This is a genomic window from Streptomyces rubellomurinus, assembly GCF_000961885.1.
Taxonomy (GTDB): Bacteria; Actinomycetota; Actinomycetes; order Streptomycetales; family Streptomycetaceae; genus Kitasatospora; species Kitasatospora rubellomurina.
On sequence record NZ_JZKH01000005.1, the window covers coordinates 72,188 to 90,295 of the forward strand.

16 protein-coding genes are annotated in these 18,108 nt (G+C 73.0%); 10 read left to right on the forward strand and 6 right to left on the reverse strand.

Annotation, left to right across the window (positions count from 1 at the left end):
• Window positions 1–129 precede the first annotated feature (129 nt).
• The 5 genes from dnaK (at window position 130) to VM95_RS04305 (ending at window position 5,595) form a co-directional block, all read left to right on the forward strand.
• Window positions 130–1,974 (forward strand): molecular chaperone DnaK, encoded by a 1,845-nt coding sequence (dnaK, locus tag VM95_RS04285; protein WP_045692651.1) that lies wholly within the window; start codon window positions 130–132, stop codon window positions 1,972–1,974.
• The gene (gene grpE, locus VM95_RS04290) at window positions 1,971–2,591 is read left to right on the forward strand and encodes a nucleotide exchange factor GrpE (protein ID WP_045692652.1); all 621 of its coding nucleotides are present in this window, start codon (window positions 1,971–1,973) and stop codon (window positions 2,589–2,591) included. The genes dnaK and grpE overlap by 4 nt, the downstream gene beginning before the upstream one ends.
• A gap of 146 nt (window positions 2,592–2,737) precedes the next feature.
• The gene (gene dnaJ, locus VM95_RS04295; protein WP_045692653.1) at window positions 2,738–3,895 is read left to right on the forward strand and encodes a molecular chaperone DnaJ; all 1,158 of its coding nucleotides are present in this window, start codon (window positions 2,738–2,740) and stop codon (window positions 3,893–3,895) included.
• 7 nt (window positions 3,896–3,902) lie between these two features.
• Window positions 3,903–4,421, forward strand: coding sequence for a heat shock protein transcriptional repressor HspR (locus tag VM95_RS04300; protein ID WP_279616812.1), 519 nt, complete (start codon window positions 3,903–3,905; stop codon window positions 4,419–4,421).
• 121 nt (window positions 4,422–4,542) lie between these two features.
• Window positions 4,543–5,595 (forward strand): helix-turn-helix domain-containing protein, encoded by a 1,053-nt coding sequence (locus tag VM95_RS04305; protein WP_157881989.1) that lies wholly within the window; start codon window positions 4,543–4,545, stop codon window positions 5,593–5,595.
• 68 nt (window positions 5,596–5,663) lie between these two features.
• On the opposite strand, the gene VM95_RS42270 is transcribed toward VM95_RS04305, so the two are convergent.
• Window positions 5,664–5,819, reverse strand: coding sequence for a hypothetical protein (locus tag VM95_RS42270; RefSeq protein ID WP_157881990.1), 156 nt, complete (start codon window positions 5,817–5,819; stop codon window positions 5,664–5,666).
• A gap of 335 nt (window positions 5,820–6,154) precedes the next feature.
• On the opposite strand from VM95_RS42270, the gene VM95_RS38520 reads away from it, so the two are divergent.
• On the forward strand, window positions 6,155–6,763 hold the full coding sequence (locus VM95_RS38520) for a TIR domain-containing protein (RefSeq protein ID WP_052706358.1): 609 nt from the start codon (window positions 6,155–6,157) through the stop codon (window positions 6,761–6,763).
• A gap of 148 nt (window positions 6,764–6,911) precedes the next feature.
• Here VM95_RS38520 and VM95_RS04315 read toward each other — a convergent pair whose 3' ends face one another.
• The 4 genes from VM95_RS04315 to VM95_RS04330 all read right to left on the reverse strand — a co-directional run bounded on the left by VM95_RS04315 (window position 6,912) and on the right by VM95_RS04330 (window position 11,789).
• Entirely contained in the window at window positions 6,912–7,871 is a 960-nt protein-coding gene (locus VM95_RS04315; protein WP_045692654.1) for a LuxR C-terminal-related transcriptional regulator, read from the reverse strand.
• Window positions 7,872–7,985: 114 nt separating this feature from the next.
• Entirely contained in the window at window positions 7,986–8,963 is a 978-nt protein-coding gene (locus VM95_RS04320) for a helix-turn-helix transcriptional regulator (RefSeq protein WP_045692655.1), read from the reverse strand.
• 20 nt (window positions 8,964–8,983) lie between these two features.
• Window positions 8,984–10,030 (reverse strand): helix-turn-helix transcriptional regulator, encoded by a 1,047-nt coding sequence (locus tag VM95_RS04325; protein WP_157881991.1) that lies wholly within the window; start codon window positions 10,028–10,030, stop codon window positions 8,984–8,986.
• 649 nt (window positions 10,031–10,679) lie between these two features.
• Window positions 10,680–11,789 (reverse strand): TDT family transporter, encoded by a 1,110-nt coding sequence (locus tag VM95_RS04330; protein WP_045692657.1) that lies wholly within the window; start codon window positions 11,787–11,789, stop codon window positions 10,680–10,682.
• Window positions 11,790–11,859: 70 nt separating this feature from the next.
• On the opposite strand from VM95_RS04330, the gene VM95_RS04335 reads away from it, so the two are divergent.
• A complete protein-coding gene (locus VM95_RS04335; protein ID WP_045692658.1) occupies window positions 11,860–12,780 on the forward strand; it encodes a LysR family transcriptional regulator in 921 nt (306 codons plus the stop codon).
• Between the two features lie 85 nt (window positions 12,781–12,865).
• On the forward strand, window positions 12,866–15,472 hold the full coding sequence (gene clpB, locus VM95_RS04340; protein ID WP_045692659.1) for an ATP-dependent chaperone ClpB: 2,607 nt from the start codon (window positions 12,866–12,868) through the stop codon (window positions 15,470–15,472).
• Window positions 15,473–15,571: 99 nt separating this feature from the next.
• On the opposite strand, the gene VM95_RS04345 is transcribed toward clpB, so the two are convergent.
• A complete protein-coding gene (locus VM95_RS04345; RefSeq protein ID WP_045692660.1) occupies window positions 15,572–15,814 on the reverse strand; it encodes a helix-turn-helix transcriptional regulator in 243 nt (80 codons plus the stop codon).
• Between the two features lie 448 nt (window positions 15,815–16,262).
• On the opposite strand from VM95_RS04345, the gene VM95_RS04350 reads away from it, so the two are divergent.
• Complete coding sequence (locus tag VM95_RS04350) at window positions 16,263–16,826, forward strand: type III secretion system chaperone family protein (protein ID WP_045692661.1); 564 nt, start codon at window positions 16,263–16,265, stop codon at window positions 16,824–16,826.
• Between the two features lie 208 nt (window positions 16,827–17,034).
• Window positions 17,035–18,057 carry an AraC family transcriptional regulator gene (locus VM95_RS04355; RefSeq protein WP_045692662.1) on the forward strand — a complete coding sequence of 341 codons (1,023 nt, stop codon included), beginning with the start codon at window positions 17,035–17,037 and terminating at the stop codon, window positions 18,055–18,057.
• The last annotated feature ends 51 nt before the right edge of the window (window positions 18,058–18,108 follow it).

An 18,108-nucleotide genomic window follows, 5' to 3' on the forward strand; every position in this document is an offset into this window, starting at 1 on the left:
ACCCGACGGAAGGGGCGGCACCCGGCCGCAGCAAAGTTGAGCCGCTCCGGCTCATGGCTGTTGACTCGTTCGTGCTCCTCGTGCATCCTTGAGTCCGTAAAGCTCAACTCTTCCGTGGAGGTATCTACGATGGCACGCGCGGTCGGCATCGACCTCGGTACGACGAACTCGGTCGTCAGCGTTCTGGAGGGTGGCGAGCCCACCGTCATCACGAACGCCGAGGGTGCGCGGACCACGCCGTCCGTCGTCGCCTTCGCCAAGAACGGCGAGGTCCTCGTCGGCGAGGTGGCCAAGCGCCAGGCGGTCACCAACGTCGACCGCACCATCCGGTCGGTCAAGCGCCACATGGGCACCGGCTGGAAGATCAACATCGACGGCAAGGACTTCAACCCCCAGCAGATCTCGGCCTTCGTGCTGCAGAAGCTGAAGCGCGACGCCGAGGCGTACCTGGGCGAGACCGTCACCGACGCCGTCATCACCGTCCCGGCGTACTTCAACGACTCCGAGCGCCAGGCCACCAAGGAGGCCGGTGAGATCGCGGGCCTCAACGTCCTGCGCATCGTCAACGAGCCGACCGCGGCCGCCCTCGCGTACGGCCTCGACAAGGACGACCAGACCATCCTGGTCTTCGACCTCGGCGGCGGCACCTTCGACGTCTCCCTGCTGGAGATCGGCGACGGGGTCGTCGAGGTGAAGGCCACCAACGGTGACAACCACCTCGGCGGCGACGACTGGGACCAGCGCGTCGTCGACCACCTGGTGAAGGTCTTCCAGTCCGGCCACGGCGTCGACCTGTCCAAGGACAAGATGGCCCTGCAGCGTCTGCGCGAGGCCGCCGAGAAGGCCAAGATCGAGCTGTCCTCGTCCTCCGAGACCTCGATCAACCTGCCGTACATCACCGCCTCCGCCGAGGGCCCGCTGCACCTGGACGAGAAGCTCACCCGGGCCCAGTTCCAGCAGCTGACCGCGGACCTGCTGGAGCGCTGCAAGGTCCCGTTCCACAACGTGATCAAGGACGCCGGCATCTCGCTCTCCGAGATCGACCACGTCGTCCTGGTCGGTGGCTCGACCCGCATGCCGGCCGTCGCCGAGCTCGTCAAGGAGCTGACCGGCGGCCAGGACGCCAACAAGGGCGTCAACCCGGACGAGGTCGTCGCCATCGGCGCCGCGCTCCAGGCCGGTGTCCTGAAGGGCGAGGTCAAGGACGTCCTCCTGCTGGACGTCACCCCGCTGTCCCTCGGCATCGAGACCAAGGGCGGCATCATGACCAAGCTCATCGAGCGCAACACCACGATCCCGACCAAGCGCTCCGAGATCTTCACCACGGCCGAGGACAACCAGCCGTCCGTGCAGATCCAGGTCTACCAGGGCGAGCGCGAGATCGCGGCCTACAACAAGAAGCTCGGCATGTTCGAGCTGACCGGCCTGCCGCCGGCGCCGCGCGGCCTGCCGCAGATCGAGGTCACCTTCGACATCGACGCCAACGGCATCATGCACGTCGGCGCGAAGGACCTCGGCACCGGCAAGGAGCAGAAGATGACCGTCACCGGCGGCTCCTCGCTGCCGAAGGACGAGGTCGACCGGATGCGCCGCGAGGCCGAGCAGTACGCCGAGGACGACCACAAGCGCCGCGAGGCCGTCGAGACCCGCAACTCCGCCGAGCAGCTCGTCTACTCGACCGAGAAGTTCATCGCGGACAACACCGACAAGCTCCCGGCCGACGTCAAGACCGAGGTCGAGACCGCCATCGGCGAGCTCAAGGAAGCCCTCAAGGGCGAGGACATCGCGAAGATCCGCGAGGCCTCCGAGAAGGTCTCCACCACCGCGCAGAAGCTCGGCCAGGCGCTCTACGCCAACGCCGACGCCCCCGCCGGTGCCGCCGCGGCCGGCGACTCCGCCCAGGCCAAGGAGGACGACGTCGTCGACGCCGAGATCGTGGACGACGAGAAGCCCAAGGGCGGTGCGTCGGCATGACGGACAAGCCGCAGGGTGGTAAGCCCGGCGACGACTCCGCCGCCGAGGAGGCCGTGATCAAGGCCGCCGAGGAAGCCGCCGCGGGCGGTTCCGAGGCCGGTGCCGACGAGCTGGCCGCCGCCAAGCGCGAGGCCACCGAGCGGACCGCCGACCTCCAGCGCCTCCAGGCCGAGTACCAGAACTACCGCAAGCGGGTCGAGCGCGACCGGCTGACCGTCCGCGAGATCGCGGTCTCCAACATCCTGGAGTCCCTGATCCCGGTGCTGGACGACATCGGCCGCGCCCGCGAGCACGGCGAGGTCACGGGCGGCTTCAAGTCCGTCGCCGAGTCGCTGGAGACGGTCGTCGCCAAGCTGGGCCTGCAGCAGTTCGGCAAGGAGGGCGAGCCCTTCGACCCGACCATGCACGAGGCGCTGATGCACAGCTACTCCTCGGACGTCACCGAGGACACCTGCGTGCAGATCCTCCAGCCCGGCTACCGGATCGGTGAGCGGATCATCCGCCCCGCGATGGTCGCCGTGGCGGAGCCCCAGCCGGGCACCCAGACGGCGTCCGGCCCGGACGCCGAGGCGAAGTCCGCCGACGCGGACAAGGCCGACGGTGGCTCGGACAGCTGACCACCTGTGACAGCTGACAACCAGTGCGCTGCGGAGTCGTACGCCGGCCAGTCTGGCGGCCGGCTCCGCAGCGCGCTGTCAACAGCCTTGCCACTGAGCGCTGTTGACAGCACAGTGACGATGGAACTCGGGAGGTGGCGGAAGCCATGAGCGGCAAGGACTTTGTCGAGAAGGACTACTACAAGGTCCTCGGCGTGCCCAAGGACGCCACCGCCACCGAGATCAAGAAGACCTACCGCAAGCTGGCGCGCGAGTTCCACCCCGACGCCAACAAGGGCGACACCAAGGCCGAAGAGCGCTTCAAGGACATCTCCGAGGCGTACGACGTCCTCTCCGACGAGAAGCGCCGCAAGGAGTACGACGAGGCCCGCAGCCTCTTCGCCAACGGCGGCTTCCGGTCCGGCGGCGGCCCCGGCACGGGCAGCTACAGCTTCGACTTCGGCGACCTCTTCAGCGGCAGCCAGGGCGGCGGCGGTGGCGGCGGCATCGGCGACGTCTTCGGCGGCCTGTTCAACCGCACCGGCGGCCGGCAGGCCCAGCCCCGCCGCGGCGCCGACGTCGAGACCGAGGTGACGCTCTCCTTCGAGGAGGCCGTCGACGGCGCGACCGTCCCGCTGCGGATGACCAGCCAGGCCCCCTGCCGCCTGTGCAACGGCACCGGCGCCAAGTCCGGCACCACCCCGCGGGTCTGCCCGACCTGCGTCGGCGCCGGCACCGTCAGCCGCGGCCAGGGCGCCTTCGCGCTCTCCGAGCCGTGCAAGGACTGCCGCGGCCGGGGCATGATCGTCGACGACCCGTGCCCCGACTGCCACGGCAGCGGCCGGGCCAGCTCCGCCCGCACCATGCAGGTCCGCATCCCGGCCGGCGTCCAGGCCGACCAGCGGATCCGGCTCAAGGGCAAGGGCGCCCAGGGCGAGCGCGGCGGCCAGCCCGGCGACCTCTACGTCACGGTGCACGTCGACCCGCACCCCGTCTTCGGGCGCAAGGGCGACAACCTGACCGTCACCGTCCCGGTCACCTTCCCCGAGGCGGCCCTCGGCGCCACCATCGAGGTGCCGACGCTCGGCGGCCCCGCCGTGAAGCTCAAGCTGCCCCCGGGCAGCGCCAACGGCCTCACCATGCGCGCCCGCGGCAAGGGCGCCACCCGCAAGGACGGCACCCGCGGCGACCTCCTCGTCACCGTGGAGGTCGTGGTGCCGCAGCACGTCACCGGCGACGCGCTGGACGCCCTGGAGCAGTACCGCGAGGCCACCGCCTCCGACGACCCGCGAGCCGCCATCTTCCGGGCGGCGAAGGGAGCGTGACCACCAGATGTCCCCGATGACCCCCGACAGCCCGATCGGCCCCGGCCTCGGCGAAGGCCTGCCCGGCGACGCCCCGCGCCGCACCCGGCGGACCGCCGCCCCGCCGCAGTACGTGCTCACCGAGGAAACCCCGGTGTACGTCATCTCCGTCGCCGCCGAACTGTCCGGCCTGCACCCGCAGACGCTGCGCCAGTACGACCGCCTCGGGCTGGTCTGCCCCGACCGCACCGCGGGCCGCGGCCGGCGCTACTCCGCGCGCGACATCCAGCAGCTGCGCGAGGTCCAGCGGCTGTCCCAGGACGAGGGCATCAACCTGGCCGGCATCAAGCGGATCATCGAGCTGGAGAACCAGGTCGCCGCCCTGCAGGCGCGGGTCACCGAGCTCGTCGACTCCCTGGAGGGCGCCGCCGCCACCCTCCAGCAGCGCGAGGCCGCCGTCCACGCCTCGTACCGCCGCGACCTCGTCCCGTACCAGCCGCCCACCCCGCAGTCCAGCGCCCTCGTCGTCTGGCGCCCCCGCCGCTGACCGGGGCCCGGACCGCACCACCAGCCGCCGGTTCCCTCCTGTTCGGGGGGTGCCGGCGGCTGGTGTGTGGTGAGAGAGTGCAGTCAGACTGGGCCTTTCCATCGGGCTCAGCCGGTCTGGCATGCTGAAACGTGATTCAGCGTCGGCGCTGATGGGACGCAAGCGTCACGGTAACGGCAAGGAGCCGAAGGTGAGTGAACGAGAGCAGCTCATCAGCCTTTCCGTCCTCTCGGCGGAGGCTCGGAAGCTGTATCTGGACGTCGTTCGCGGGGACGGCCAGCTTCCGCTGGGTTCCAGTCCCGAACCTCCCGATGCGGCCCTGGACGAGTTGGTCAGAATCGGCCTGCTGATTCCCGACACGGAAGATCCCGGTACGTTCCTCGCGACGGATCCCGCCCAACTCTCGGAAAGCCTCAGCCACTCCTGGCAGCGCCAAGCGCTGGAATTCCTGTCGCGCGCCGTTTCACTCCCTTCGGAGCTCCAGGAGCTGGCCCAGGAGTTCCACGCTCCGAAGCAGGCCGGCGGGGCAATCGAATACGTCCGGGGAAAGGCGCTGATTCACCAGCGAGTACAGCAGTGCATAGCCTCCGGCATGGAAGAGGGGCTGGCCCTCCAACCCGGCGGCCCCCGGCCGGCCGAAGTCCTCGCCGGAACGCTCGAACGCGACCTGGACACCCTCCGCAGCGGCACCAAGATGCGGACGATTTACCACGCCAGCACGCGTTACCACCAGCCGACCAGAGACTACGTCGCGGCCCTCGCCCACGAGGGCGGCCAGTACCGGACTCTCGACGAGCCCTATACGCGGCTCATCGTCATCGACCGGCGCGTGGCCGTGATCCCGATCGACGCGGAAATGAACCTCGCCGCGTTCATCCACGATCCCGGCGTGATCGGTTACCTCGCGGAGGAGATATTCGAGCGGTACTGGAGCCGTGCCCTCGAATTCGAAGGCGATCGGACGATCCCGCAGCAGGTGGTGTCCCGCCTGCGCCAGACGATCATCGAACAGATGCTGGAGGGGACGAACCACCGCGTCATCGCGCGCCGGCTGGGAATCAGCGAGCGCACGCTCGCGCGGCACATCGCCGAAATGCGCGAGGAATACAGAGTCGACTCACTGTTCCAGCTCGGCTACGTACTCGGCCGGAAGTCCCGGGAAGTTCCGGAGTGACGAACCGCTGACCCCGCAACGGCGGACCGGGCCGGTAGCCCGGGGCCCGGCATCCGATCAACGGCCGATCAGTTCCAGTTGAAGTCATCGGCGACGGCCGCGCGGGCCGCCGTGGTCGCCGCCCGGTCGGATTCGTGAACCTCCGCGAGGTAACCCGTACCAAGCACGGCGGCAATAGCCAGCGAAAGCATGACCTTGCGGACAAAACGGCGCATGCAAGACATGCTCCCACTCCTTCCCTCGGGATTTCGCCACCTTAGGCGCCACAGAACTTCGGCTCACATAGTGCCGCACGGATTCGTTGCTGTCACCTGCGCCGGCCGCACGGGCGTGCGTCATCTCTCTGCCAGTCATCCAGATGACACAGGCTAACCCTGGACGCGGCGCGCCCCCGCGATGGACGATCAGTTCGCTCCCGATGGTCCAACAGAGAGCCACACTCTGCCAATGTACCGTCAAATACGCGACAGTTCACCACCGGGATCACCAACCTGAGCAGCCCATATCCAACACTGCGCCGACGCTCACCCCCCTTGGTCGGCAATCTCCCGGAGTCGACATGACCGAGCCCTACCTGCGTCACCGCGACAGCCAGGCCACCGAAGGCCGGCGTGCACGTGTGTTCCTGGCCGCGCCGCTGATGCGGCTGACCGGGCCGGCGGACAGTGTGGTGACGCTCGCCAGCCGGACGCGACTGACGACGCTCCGCACCACTCTCCTGCGCAGCGGTGCCGCCGTGTACAGCGCGCACCACAGCGACGCCTGGACGGTCTCCGGGCAGGCCCCGGAGCCCCGCGTCCCGTCCGACTTCCGCGCCCTGCAGTCCGCCGACCTCGTGTTCGCCTACGTCGGCGCACCGCTCTCGGCCGGGGTGAGCCTGGAGCTGGGGTGGGCGTCCGCCCTGCGGAAGCCGATCGTCCTGCTCGTCGACGAGGCCATCACCCACAACCCGCTGATCGCCACCATCGAGCAGGTCGCCCCCGTCCTGCCGCTGGTCTTCGACGACACCTGGTCCCAGGAGGCCCTCCACCACACCGTGGAGACCGCCCTGGACTGGGCCGGCATGGCGCTCTCGCTGCGCGAGGGCTTCTGGACGGCCCCCGGTGAGCAGTTCTCCGTCCCCCGGCAGCACCCCGGCTACTGGCCGACCAGCGCCGCCACCGGCTGAGCGGCACTCACCCGGACTCCCCCGTGGTCCGGACTCCCGCACCTGCCCCGCACCCGCCGGCCCGACCGGCCCACCGTCCCGGCGTCGTACGACCCCCCGCGTACGACGCCGCCCCCATTTCTCCGGGCGGACTGCGGCTCCCGCACCATCAGGCGTCGCGGTTGCCCCGCATCTGCCAGCCGAGTTGGAAGAGAGTCTCGGCGTCGTACAGCTCCCGCAGCCGGGCGATGTGGCCCGCCACCGTGCGTTCGCTCAGGCCCAGGCGGGAGGCGATGGCGCGCTGGGTGAGGCCCTGGGCGAGCAGCCGGCCGACCTGTTCGTGGGGGGCGGGATCGGCTGAACCGGCGGCCAGGGCTGACCAGTTGACGCCTTCGGCGAGGCGCCAGTAGTTCTCGAAGACCTCGGCGAGGAAGGCGACCGTCGCCAGGTCCTCGACGAAGGCCGCGGCGCCGACGCCGGCGGGGATGACGGCCACCGTGCGGTCGAAGATCATCATCTTGGGCAGCGCGAACTGGGCGACCCTGATGTGGCAGCCGAGTTCGGTCAGCTGGGCGGCGAGTCGGACGGTCGGCGCGTCCAGGCGGGCGCCGGTCTCGTAGACGGTGCGGATCGCGCCGCCGAGGCCCAGGAAGCGCCGGGCGTGGTTGAGGATGTCGCCGGCCGCGTCGGCCGGGCGGGCGCCGCCCGGGTGGAGGGACAGCGCCTCGTGGAGCAGTTCCTCGGACAGCTGGGAGACCCGGTGCCGGACGTTCTCGTCGCCCTCGACGATCCGGATGGTGCCGGTGCGGTCGTGCTGCCGGGGCGCGGCGTCGTAGGCGGCGGCCAGATCGCCGAGCAGGTCGGGGAGTTCGTCGGCCTGGCGGAGCAGGCGGGTGCCCGCCGCCCGCAGGTCGGCGCCGATCCGGGCGGTGACGGAGCGCGGGTTGACGGCGCTGAGCGAGCCGTCCATGACGTACGGCTTGAGCAGCCCGAGGTCGAGCAGCGTCTGGACGGTCTCGGTGTCCTCGGGCCGGATGTCCGTGATCCGGATCCGGCCGCCGGCGCTCAGGATCTCCCGGTAGAGGTCCCGGGCGGTGGCGTCGGGCAGGTTGAAGCCGGGGGCGGTCATGTCTGCTCACCTCGCATCTGCCGGCCGGGTCGTGGGTGCGGCTCGGCGTCGTACTGTTCGCGCGCCCGGGCGGTGTGGTCCGCCCGGTGGCTGGGGCGCTGGGCGGTCGGGGCTTCAGGCATCGTCGGCGTCCCGCATCCGCCAGCCGAGGTGGAAGAGCGTCCGGGCGCCGTGGCGCTCGCGGAGCCGGGCGATGTGGGCGGCGACGGTGCGTTCGCTGAGGTCCAGGCGGGCGCCGATCGCCCGTTGGGTGAGGCCCTGGGCGAGCAGCCGGCCGACCCGGGCGGTGGTGGGGTGCGGGGGGCCGAGGTGGCGGTCGAGCGGGGTGGCCCGGGCCCAGTCGCGCTCGAACCGGGCGACCAGGTAGCGGACGGTGGCCGGGTCGTCGAGGAACACGGCGCCGGCGCGTTCCTCGACGGCCGGGATGACGGCGGTCGTCCGGTCGAAGACCAGCAGCCGCTCGTACGGTTCGGTGAGCACCCGGGCCCGGGCGCCGCCCCGGACGCGCAGTTCGATCTGCCGCAGCACCGGGCGATCCGCGAGGGCGACCGGCTGGTAGAGGGCGCGGACGGCGCAGCCGCGGCGCAGCACGGCGAGGTCCTCGGGGAGGGCCGCCCGGAGCCCGTCCAGCGGGCGCGGGCCGGTCTGCGCGCTGAGGAACTCCTCCCGGCAGTCGGCGAGGAGTTCGGCGATGCGCCGGCGGACGGCGACGCCACCGGCGCAGGACACGGTGTCGCGGAGCCGGCCGACCGGGCGGTCGGAGTCGCCGGGGCGGCCGGGGCCGAGCCGGCCGACCGGGCTGCGGACGGTGTCGTAGGCGCGGGCGAGCGGGGCGAGCCGGTCGGGGAGCTGTTCGGCGTGCCGGAGCAGGCGGACGGCGCGGCTGCGGAGTTCGACGCCGAGCCGGTCGCCGAGGGAGCGCGGGTTGGCGGCGGCCCAGCCGGTGGCGGTGGGCGTGATCAGGCCGCGGGCGACGAGGGCGGCCAGGGCGGGCCGGTCCTCGGGGGCGAGGTCGTCGGGGCGCAGGCGTCCGCCGAGGCGGACGGCGGTGAGGTAGAGGTCGCGTTCGGCGGGGCCGGGTTCATCGGCCATCGGGGGCGTCCCTCCTCGGTTCACCGGTCATCGCGGCTGCCGCGCATCAGCCAGCCGAGCTGGAAGAGGGTCCGGGCGCCGTGGCGGTCGCGCAGTCGGGAGATGTGGGCGGCGACGGTGCGTTCGCTGAGGCCGAGCCGGGTGCCGATCGCCCGTTGGGTGAGGCCGCGGGCGAGCAGTCGGCCGACGCGTTCGGGGACGGTCCGGGCGGGGCCGAGGCCGAGGACGGCGGCGGCCTCGGTGGAGTCGGCGCGGGCCCAGTCCCGTTCGAAGGCGCCGACCAGGAAGCAGAGCGCGGCCGGGTCGGTGATGAAGGCGGCGGTGTTGTCGTCGTCGCCGGCGGGGATGACGGCGACGGCGCGGTCGACGACGATCAGCCGGGGGAAGGGCTCGTCGAGCACCCGGATCTGCGAGCCGTGCCGGATGACCTCCTCGGCGTAGGCGAGGGCGGCCGGGTCGGCGAGGGCGGCGGGTTGGTAGACGGTGCGCAGCGTGCGGCCGCTCTGGAGCAGCCGGACGTCCTGGGCGAGGGCGATCCGCAGGCTCTCGGCGGGTCGGCGGCCGGGTTGGGCGGTGAGCACCTCGCTGCGGCAGTCGGTGACGAGTTGGGCGATCCGCCGGCGGATGTGGACGTGGCCCTCGACGTAGACGGCCTCGCCGACGGTGCGGGCGGACGCCCGGGACAGGGTGTCGTAGGCGCGGGTGAGGCCGTCGAGGGCGTCCGGCAGGCTCTCCGCGCGGACGAGCAACCGGGTTGCCTCGCTGCGCAGTTCGGCGCCGAGGCGGTCGCTGACCGCGCGCGGGCTGACGGCGGTGTAGCAGTGGCCCAGCGGGTTGGGTGTGAGCAGGCCGAGGTCGAGCAGTTGCCGGAGCGCGGCCTGGTCGGTGTCCTCGGCGGCGGCGAAGGCGAGGCGGCCGCCGTCCGAGACGACGGCGAGGTAGAGCCGCTGGGCGGCCTCGTCGGGTTCGTCGCCGACGGTCCCCGTGGGCCCCGCGGGCCGGGCCGGGCCCGTACCCCCGGCGGCCGCCGGCCGGTGCTGCGGCGCGACCGCCGGTTCCGCCGTCACGTCGCACACTCCCTGCCGGACAAGCTTCTCCCCCCGTTGCCGCCCCGGTCCCCCTCGGTGCGGCGATGCCGCCGGCGGGGGGTGTTCACGGAGGCGGCCGCAGCCGCGTCCGGGCCGGTCCCGCCGGGTTCGATCACGGTACCGGGCGATCGGCGGACCCCCGGGCCCGGGTGCCGTCGCACACCGGGCGCCCCGGGGGCCGCCTTCACCACGCCAGGCCGCGGGCGCTCCCGTCGAGGCGGAGCAGCAACGCCTCGACGGGTCCGGTCCCGGGGGCCATCACCACACATGGCTCCCGGCCGGTGCTCTTCCCCCCCGTTCCACCGGCACGGGACGATGTGCCGGCGGTCAGTATCGAAGAGCGAGCGCCACCATCGGGCTGCGGTTGCCCGGAGGACTTGGCGTGTCTCCACCTTCACAGGCGTGACGCCCGGTGAACAAGTGCCGCCCGAGTGCATGTTCGCGCAATTGCAGCTACCTGCACGGCGGGGCGAGTGCGGGAGCCGGGCGGCGGGTCGGATTCCGGTGAAGTCCGAGGTCGGCGCGGGGTGTCGGGCGCCCGGGGCGGGTGCCGCCGGCCGCCCGGCTGCGGGCTTCCCGCACCTGCGGGTTCCTGCAGGGGCGGCGCGGGCCCGGCGACGGCCGGGGTTCAGCGGGCGAGCAGCCGGCCGCGGGCCAGTCCGGCGGCCGTGCCCCCGGCGGCGAGCAGCCAGGCGGTGGCCAGCAGCAGGTAGAGCCCGGCGGCGAGCGCGGTGAAGCCGCCGAAGCCGGTGTGCCGGGCGAGCGCGGAGGCGCCGGTGACGCAGGTGCCGACCGGGAAGGTGAAGGCCCACCAGGTCATCGCGAACGGCATCCCGGCCCGGCGGGCGCGCAGGTTGGCGGTGAGCGCGACCGCCAGCCAGAGCATCGCGACGCCGATCACCGCGACGCCGTACAGCTCGGCCAGCGACCGCATGGCGGGGGCCAGTTCGGGCAGCACCGGGCGGGCGGCGTCGGCGAGCTGGTGGACGGCGGTGACGGACTGGCCGAGCGGCCCGAGCACCAGGAACAGCGTGGGGGTCAGGACGAGGGCGGGCAGCTTGCTGTGGAGCAGCCCGGTGAACACCACCGGCAGCAGCACCAGGGTGGCCAGCAGCCCGATCCCGAACAGCGCCCAGCAGCCGTACAGCATGGCCTGCTGCGGCAGGCCGGCGGGCAGGTGCGGGACGAGCGCGGGGCCGCAGGCGGAGGCGACCAGCGGGGCGACGACGGGCAGCAGCCAGGTCGGGTTGGCGGTCAGGGCGGAGACCTGGTGCCGGGTGATCATCAGGTACGGGATGCCGCCGGCCACGGCCAGCGCGTACAGCGTGCCGAGGCTCCACAGCACGGCGTCGAGGGCGACGGCCGGGCCGGTGCCGATCACCCGGGAGCCGAGCAGCAGGGTGCCGAGGCCGACCGCGAGCATCGCCATCGGCGGGCAGCCGTAGAAGACGGCGGTGGCGGGTTCGTCCAGCAGGTGGCGGCGGGCGGCGGCGCGGTGCCGGGTGAGGTGGCGCAGCCGGCCGGCGCCGAGCACCAGCAGGGCGGCCAGCGAGAGCGCCCACACCGCCTCGCCGAAGCCGATCAGTCCGGGCAGCCGGACGGGCAGGACGGCCGCGCCGTTGGCCAGGATCGCGGTGCCCATCACCGCCGCGTACCAGTTGGGGCTCAGCTGGGCGAGGTCCAGCGAGGGTCGGGGGGCGGTACGGGCGAGCGGGCGGACATCGGCCAAGGTGGACATGCCTCCACGGTCGCCGCCGGGCCCCGCCCGCGGTAGCGCCGCGCGTTCTATGGGGACATAGCCTGGACCTATGACCCTCTCTCCACGCGTCCCCGAACTGGGCGCCCTGGAACTGCTGCTCGCGGTGGCCCGGCTGGGCAGCGTCGGGCGGGCGGCGGCCGAGCTCGGCGTCAGCCAGCCGACCGCCAGCGCCCGGATCAAGGGCATGGAGCGGCAGATCGGCGTGCCGCTGCTGGAGCGCTCCCCGCGCGGCTCGAAGCCGACCGAGGCGGGCCGGCTGGTGGTCGAGTGGGCCCGGCAGGTGGTGGAGGCGGCGCAGGCGCTGGACGCCGGGATCGACGCGCTGCGCGAGCGGCGGGACGCCAAGCTGCGGGTGGTGGCCAGCCTGACCGTGGCCGAGTACCTGATGCCGGGCTGGCTGCTGGCGCTGGCGGAGGTGAGCCCGGGGACGGCGGTGACGCTGCGGACGGCGAACTCGGCGGAGGTCGCCGGACACGTGCTGGCCGGCGACGCCGACCTCGGCTTCGTCGAGGGTCCGTCCACCCCGCCGGGCCTGGCCGGCGCGGTGGTGGCGGCGGACCGGCTGGTGGTCGTGGTGGCGCCCGGCCACCCGTGGGCGCGCCGCCGCACCCCGCTCACCGGGCAGGAGCTGGCCGCCACCCCGCTGGTGCTGCGCGAGCCCGGCTCGGGCACCCGGGAGGTGCTGGAGGCGGCGCTGGAGCCGTACGGCGGCACGGTGCGGCCGCAGCTGGAGCTGGCCTCGTCGACCGCGCTGAAGGCGGCGGCGATGACCGGGGCGGGGCCGGTGTGCCTGAGCGAGCTGGCGGTGCGGGAGGAGCTGGCGACCCGCCGGCTGGTCGCGGTGCCGCTGGCCGGGGAGCTGGACCTGCGGCGCCCGCTGCGGGCGGTGTGGCCGGCCGGGCAGCGGCCGGGCGGCCCGGCCCGGGAGCTGCTGGGGCTGACCCGGCGGACGGCCGACCGGAACCCGTGAGGCGGAAAGTTGAGTGGAATAGACTCAACATAGTGCATGCTGTACGTAGCAGCAGTGAAGGACGACGAGGGAGGAACCCCCAGCAGTGGACGCCAGCAAGTTCACCACCAAGACGCAGGACGCCCTGTCCGCCGCGATCCGGCAGGCCGGCGCGAACGGCAACCCGGACGTCAGGCCGGTGCACATCCTGATCGCCCTGTTGGAGCAGCCCGAGGGCGTCACCAGGCCGCTGCTGGAGGCGGTCGGGGCGGACGTCGCCGGGGTCGACGCCGAGGCCCGCCGCCAGCTGGCCGCCCTGCCCAGCGCGATGGGCTCCACCGTCGCCGCCCCGCAGCTCGCCCGGGACACCCTCGCGGTGCTCACCGAGGCCGGCCGGCGCGCGAGCGACCTGGACGACCAGTACGTCTCCACCGAGCACCTGACCGTCGGCCTGGCCGCCGAGGGCGGGCCGGTCGCCGAGCTGCTGGTGCGGCAGGGCGCCACGCCCAAGGCCCTGCTGGCCGCCTTCAAGGACGTGCGCGGCAGCGGCCGGGTCACCTCGCCGGACCCTGAGGGCACCTACAAGGCATTGGAGAAGTACGGCACCGACCTCACCCAGGCCGCCCGGGACGGCAAGCTCGACCCGGTGATCGGCCGCGACCACGAGATCCGCCGGGTGGTCCAGGTGCTGTCCCGCCGCACCAAGAACAACCCGGTGCTGATCGGCGAGCCCGGCGTCGGCAAGACCGCCGTGGTCGAGGGCCTGGCCCAGCGCATCGTGGCCGGCGACGTGCCGGAGTCGCTGCGCGGCAAGCGGCTGGTCGCGCTGGACCTCGGCGCGATGGTCGCGGGCGCCAAGTACCGCGGCGAGTTCGAGGAGCGGCTGAAGGCCGTCCTGAACGACATCAAGGCCTCGGACGGCCAGGTCGTCACCTTCATCGACGAGCTGCACACCATGGTCGGCGCGGGCGCCGGCGGCGACTCCGCGATGGACGCGGGCAACATGCTCAAGCCGATGCTGGCCCGCGGCGAGCTGCGGATGGTCGGCGCCACCACGCTGGACGAGTACCGCGAGCGGATCGAGAAGGACCCGGCCCTGGAGCGCCGCTTCCAGCAGGTGCTGGTCGGCGAGCCGAGCGTCGAGGACTCGATCGCCATCCTGCGCGGCCTCAAGGGCCGCTACGAGGCGCACCACAAGGTGCAGATCGCGGACGCCGCCCTGGTCGCCGCCGCCACCCTGTCCAACCGCTACATCACCGCCCGCTTCCTGCCCGACAAGGCGATCGACCTGGTCGACGAGGCGGCCTCCCGGCTGCGGATGGAGATCGACTCCTCCCCCGTCGAGATCGACGAACTCCAGCGCGCCGTCGACCGGTTGCGGATGGAGGAGCTGGCCCTGGAGAAGGAGTCGGACCCGGCCTCGGTCGACCGGCTGGCCCGGCTGCGCCGCGATCTCGCCGACAAGAACGAGCAGTTGAGCGCGCTCACGGCACGCTGGGAGCAGGAGAAGAAGAGCCTCAACCGGGTCGGCGAGCTGAAGGGCCGGCTCGACGACCTGCACGGTGCGCTCGAACGGGCGCAGCGCGACGGGGACTTCGAGCGGGCGTCCAAGCTGATGTACGCCGAGATCCCGGCCGCCGAGAAGGAGCTCGCCGACGCCCAGGAGCGGGCGGCCGGCGAGGACACCTCCACCTCGATGGTCAAGGAGGAGGTCGGCCCGGACGACGTGGCCGACGTGGTCGCCTCCTGGACGGGCATCCCGGCCGGCCGGCTGCTGGAGGGCGAGAGCGCCAAGCTGCTGCGCATGGAGGAGGAGCTCGGCCGGCGCCTGATCGGCCAGGCCGAGGCCGTACGGGCCGTCTCGGACGCGGTGCGCCGCACCCGCTCCGGCATCGCCGACCCGGACCGCCCGACCGGCTCCTTCCTCTTCCTCGGCCCGACCGGCGTCGGCAAGACCGAACTCGCCAAGGCGCTGGCCGACTTCCTGTTCGACGACGAGCGGGCGATGGTCCGGATCGACATGAGCGAGTACGGCGAGAAGCACTCCGTCTCCCGCCTGGTCGGCGCCCCGCCCGGGTACGTCGGCTACGAGGAGGGCGGCCAGCTCACCGAGGCCGTCCGCCGCCGCCCGTACAGCGTGGTGCTGCTGGACGAGGTCGAGAAGGCCCACCCGGAGGTCTTCGACGTGCTGCTCCAGGTGCTCGACGACGGCCGGCTCACCGACGGCCAGGGCCGCACGGTGGACTTCCGCAACGCGATCCTGATCCTCACCTCCAACCTGGGCAGTCAGTACCTGGTCGACCCGGCCACCCCGGAGGAGAAGAAGAAGGCCCTGGTGCTGGACTCCGTCCGGGCCGCGTTCAAGCCGGAGTTCCTCAACCGGCTGGACGACATCGTGGTCTTCGACCCGCTGGGCACCGCCGAGCTGAGCCGGATCGTCGACCTGCAGGTGGCCCGCCTCGGCGAGCGGCTGCGCGAGCGCCGGCTCACCCTGGAGGTCTCCGCCGCCGCCCGCGACTGGCTGGCCCTCACCGGGTACGACCCGGCGTACGGCGCCCGGCCGCTGCGCCGGCTGGTGCAGTCCGCGATCGGCGACCAGCTGGCCCGGGCGATCCTCTCCGGGCAGGTGCACGACGGCGACACCGTGCTGGTCGAGCGGGACGAGGAGGGCGACCGCCTCACCGTCCGCGGCCGGGGGAAGCTGGAGAAGTAGCCCCGACCGGTCACGGCCAGGGGTACGAGCCGGGCCGCCGCGCCCCGTGCGCGGCGGCCCGGCCCGCCGTGTTCGACCCGCGTGTTCAGCCGGCCGTGTTCAGCTGGCCAGGCCGTCCGGCTCGCGCCGCCGCACGCTGTCGCGCCAGCTGCGCGCCAGCCGGTGCAGCTCGGCGCCCTGTGACTCCGGCAGGTTCCAGGTCTGCGCGAGCAGCCGCAGGGTGGAGACCCGCGGGCAGGACACTCCCCGCTCCAGGTCGCGGATCGAGCGCACGCTCAACCCCGAGGCCTCGCCCAGCTGTTCCTGCGTCATCCCCCGGGCCAACCGGATGCTGCGCAGCATCACCCCCAGTGATGACCCTTCGTGCATCGGCCCATTACTCAGGGCACTGTCCATCTCATCTCCCCCTTGAGTCTCACTGTCCATCAACTCGCGCCAACGAAACGGGCGTTACTTGCGACGAGTTCCGTCGCACGCTAACCGCATCCGGCGGGCCCGGCAGCCCGAACCCGAAGAGCCGAGGACGTGACGTGGCTCACGCACCCCCGCGGGCCTCCCGGGCGCCTCCCCGGGCACCCGCCGAGCACCGCCGGACCCCGCCCCCGAGGGTCGACCGGCCGCCACCCCGGGTGACCGGATCCGCCCGGAACGCGCCCGTTCCCACGCCTCCGCGAAGATCGACGCACCTCCGGGTGCCCCTGTGAGGCAGGCCCCGAATGAGGCAGGATGGGAGGTGGAAAGGGCGGCCTCTCATTGCCGGCCACCACGTGCACTGAGGAAGAGGACCCCCATGAGCATCGACCCGTCGTCCATCCCCTCCTTCGGCCTGCCCCAGGGCGGCCAGCCCGGTGGACAGGGCGGGCGGCCGGCCGGCCCGCCGCCGATCGTCGTCCCGGACCAGAACCTGGTCGCCCAGCTGCTCGACCAGATGCAGCTCAAGCACGTCGTGGACGAGGAGGGCGACCTCACCGCCCCCTGGGAGGGCTTCCGGGTCTACTACATGTTCCGCGGCGACAACAAGGAGCTCTTCGCCGTCCGCGCCTTCTACGACCGCGCGTACCCGCTGGAGAAGAAGGGCGAGATCCTCGACCTGATCGACGAGTGGAACCGCGAGACCCTGTGGCCCAAGGTCTACACCCACACCCACGAGGACGGCGTGGTCCGCCTGATCGGCGAGGTCCAGATGATCGTCGGCACCGGCGTCAACCTGGACTACTTCGTCACCACCACCGCCAACTGGACCCAGGCCTCGGTCGGCTTCGAGCAGTGGATGGTCGAGCGCCTCGGCCTGCAGGACGAGATCGAGGGCGAGGACGGCGAGGGCGACGCCCCCGAGGGCACCGACGAGGCCTGATCCCGCCGCCGAACGCACCGCACGCGCCGAACGGTCCGGCCGCCCGACATCCGGGCGGCCGGACCGTTCGCGTTCCCGGGCTCCCGGCCCCCGCCCCGGTGCGCCACACCCGTCACCTGCACCTCGTTCGTCCCCGGTCGACCCTTCTCCCCCGGAAGGACGCCGGGGCGAAATCCCGGGAGCGTAGTCTGACCAGGGGGGATGACACATGGATGACGTGCTCGGCGAGCTCCTCGCCGCACTCCGGGTGAGGGGCGTTCTCCAGAGCACCATGCGGGTGCGGGCGCCCTGGGCCATCCAGGGACCGGCCGAGAACTGCGCGGTGCTGCACTACGTCGTCGCCGGGGGCTGCTGGGCGACGCTGACCGACGAGGTCCGGCTGCCCGACACGGCGCGCCACCTGCGCCAGGCCCGGTTACGCCCGGGCGACCTGGTGGTCTTCCCCTGGGGCGCGCCGCACACGCTCGCCGACCGCCCCGGGCGCGAGGCCTTACCCCTGGCGGCGGTCCTGCCCGACCGCACCCCCGGGCAGCCGACGGTGCCGGTGCGACTGCCCGGCCCCGGCCCGGAGAGCACGATCCTGTGCGCCGGCCTGTCCTACAACTCGGTGGGCGAGTCCGCGCTGTACCGGGCGCTGCCGCCGATGCTGGTGCTGCACCGGGAGGTCGTCCGGCGGCACCCGCTGCTCCACCACACGCTGGCCGCGCTGTCCGCCGAACACCCCGGCGACCCGGTGGAGGGCGAACTGCTGCGCGGCTTCGAGACCGCTCTGGTGCTGGCCCTGCGGCTGGCCCTGCGCGGCGAGGCCGCCGAGCGGCTCACCGACGACTACCCCTCGCTGCGGGCCATGCGCCACCCCGGCATCAGCCGCGCCCTCACCGCCGTCTACGCCCGGTACAGCGAGCAGTGGACGGTCGACCTGCTGGCCCGCGAGGCCCTGATGTCCCGGACCGGCTTCACCACCGTCTTCCGCCAGCTGGTCGGCGAGAGCCCCGGCCGCCACCTGACCGCCCGCCGGATGCGGGAGGCGGCCAGGCTGCTCAGCGAGACCGACCTGGCGCTGTCCCTCATCCCGGCGGCGGTCGGCTACCGCAGTTCGGTCGGGTTCCACCTGGCGTTCCGCAAGTGGACCGGGACGACGCCGGGCGAGTACCGGGACGCCCACCCCGGCCGCCGCGGGAGCCCGTCCCGCGGCGGCCCGAGGGCGGTCGCCCCGGTCCTGTTCGACTGAGGCCGGCCAGCCGACCGCAGGCCGGCCGACCGCCGGCCGCCCGGGGCCGGT

Excerpts from the sequence above, each read along its gene's own strand:
- VM95_RS04305 (WP_157881989.1), top strand. The coding sequence starts at position 4,543 with ATGCTGAAACGTGATTCAGCGTCGGCGCTGATGGGACGCAAGCGTCAC.
- VM95_RS04335 (WP_045692658.1), top strand. The coding sequence starts at position 11,860 with ATGACCCTCTCTCCACGCGTCCCCGAACTGGGCGCCCTGGAACTGCTG.
- VM95_RS04330 (WP_045692657.1), bottom strand. The coding sequence starts at position 11,789 with ATGTCCACCTTGGCCGATGTCCGCCCGCTCGCCCGTACCGCCCCCCGA.
- dnaK (WP_045692651.1), top strand. The coding sequence starts at position 130 with ATGGCACGCGCGGTCGGCATCGACCTCGGTACGACGAACTCGGTCGTC.
- VM95_RS04320 (WP_045692655.1), bottom strand. The coding sequence starts at position 8,963 with ATGGCCGATGAACCCGGCCCCGCCGAACGCGACCTCTACCTCACCGCC.
- VM95_RS04315 (WP_045692654.1), bottom strand. The coding sequence starts at position 7,871 with ATGACCGCCCCCGGCTTCAACCTGCCCGACGCCACCGCCCGGGACCTC.
- VM95_RS04355 (WP_045692662.1), top strand. The coding sequence starts at position 17,035 with ATGGATGACGTGCTCGGCGAGCTCCTCGCCGCACTCCGGGTGAGGGGC.
- grpE (WP_045692652.1), top strand. The coding sequence starts at position 1,971 with ATGACGGACAAGCCGCAGGGTGGTAAGCCCGGCGACGACTCCGCCGCC.
- VM95_RS38520 (WP_052706358.1), top strand. The coding sequence starts at position 6,155 with ATGACCGAGCCCTACCTGCGTCACCGCGACAGCCAGGCCACCGAAGGC.
- dnaJ (WP_045692653.1), top strand. The coding sequence starts at position 2,738 with ATGAGCGGCAAGGACTTTGTCGAGAAGGACTACTACAAGGTCCTCGGC.
- VM95_RS04300 (WP_279616812.1), top strand. The coding sequence starts at position 3,903 with ATGTCCCCGATGACCCCCGACAGCCCGATCGGCCCCGGCCTCGGCGAA.
- VM95_RS42270 (WP_157881990.1), bottom strand. The coding sequence starts at position 5,819 with ATGTCTTGCATGCGCCGTTTTGTCCGCAAGGTCATGCTTTCGCTGGCT.
- VM95_RS04350 (WP_045692661.1), top strand. The coding sequence starts at position 16,263 with ATGAGCATCGACCCGTCGTCCATCCCCTCCTTCGGCCTGCCCCAGGGC.
- VM95_RS04345 (WP_045692660.1), bottom strand. The coding sequence starts at position 15,814 with ATGCTGCGCAGCATCCGGTTGGCCCGGGGGATGACGCAGGAACAGCTG.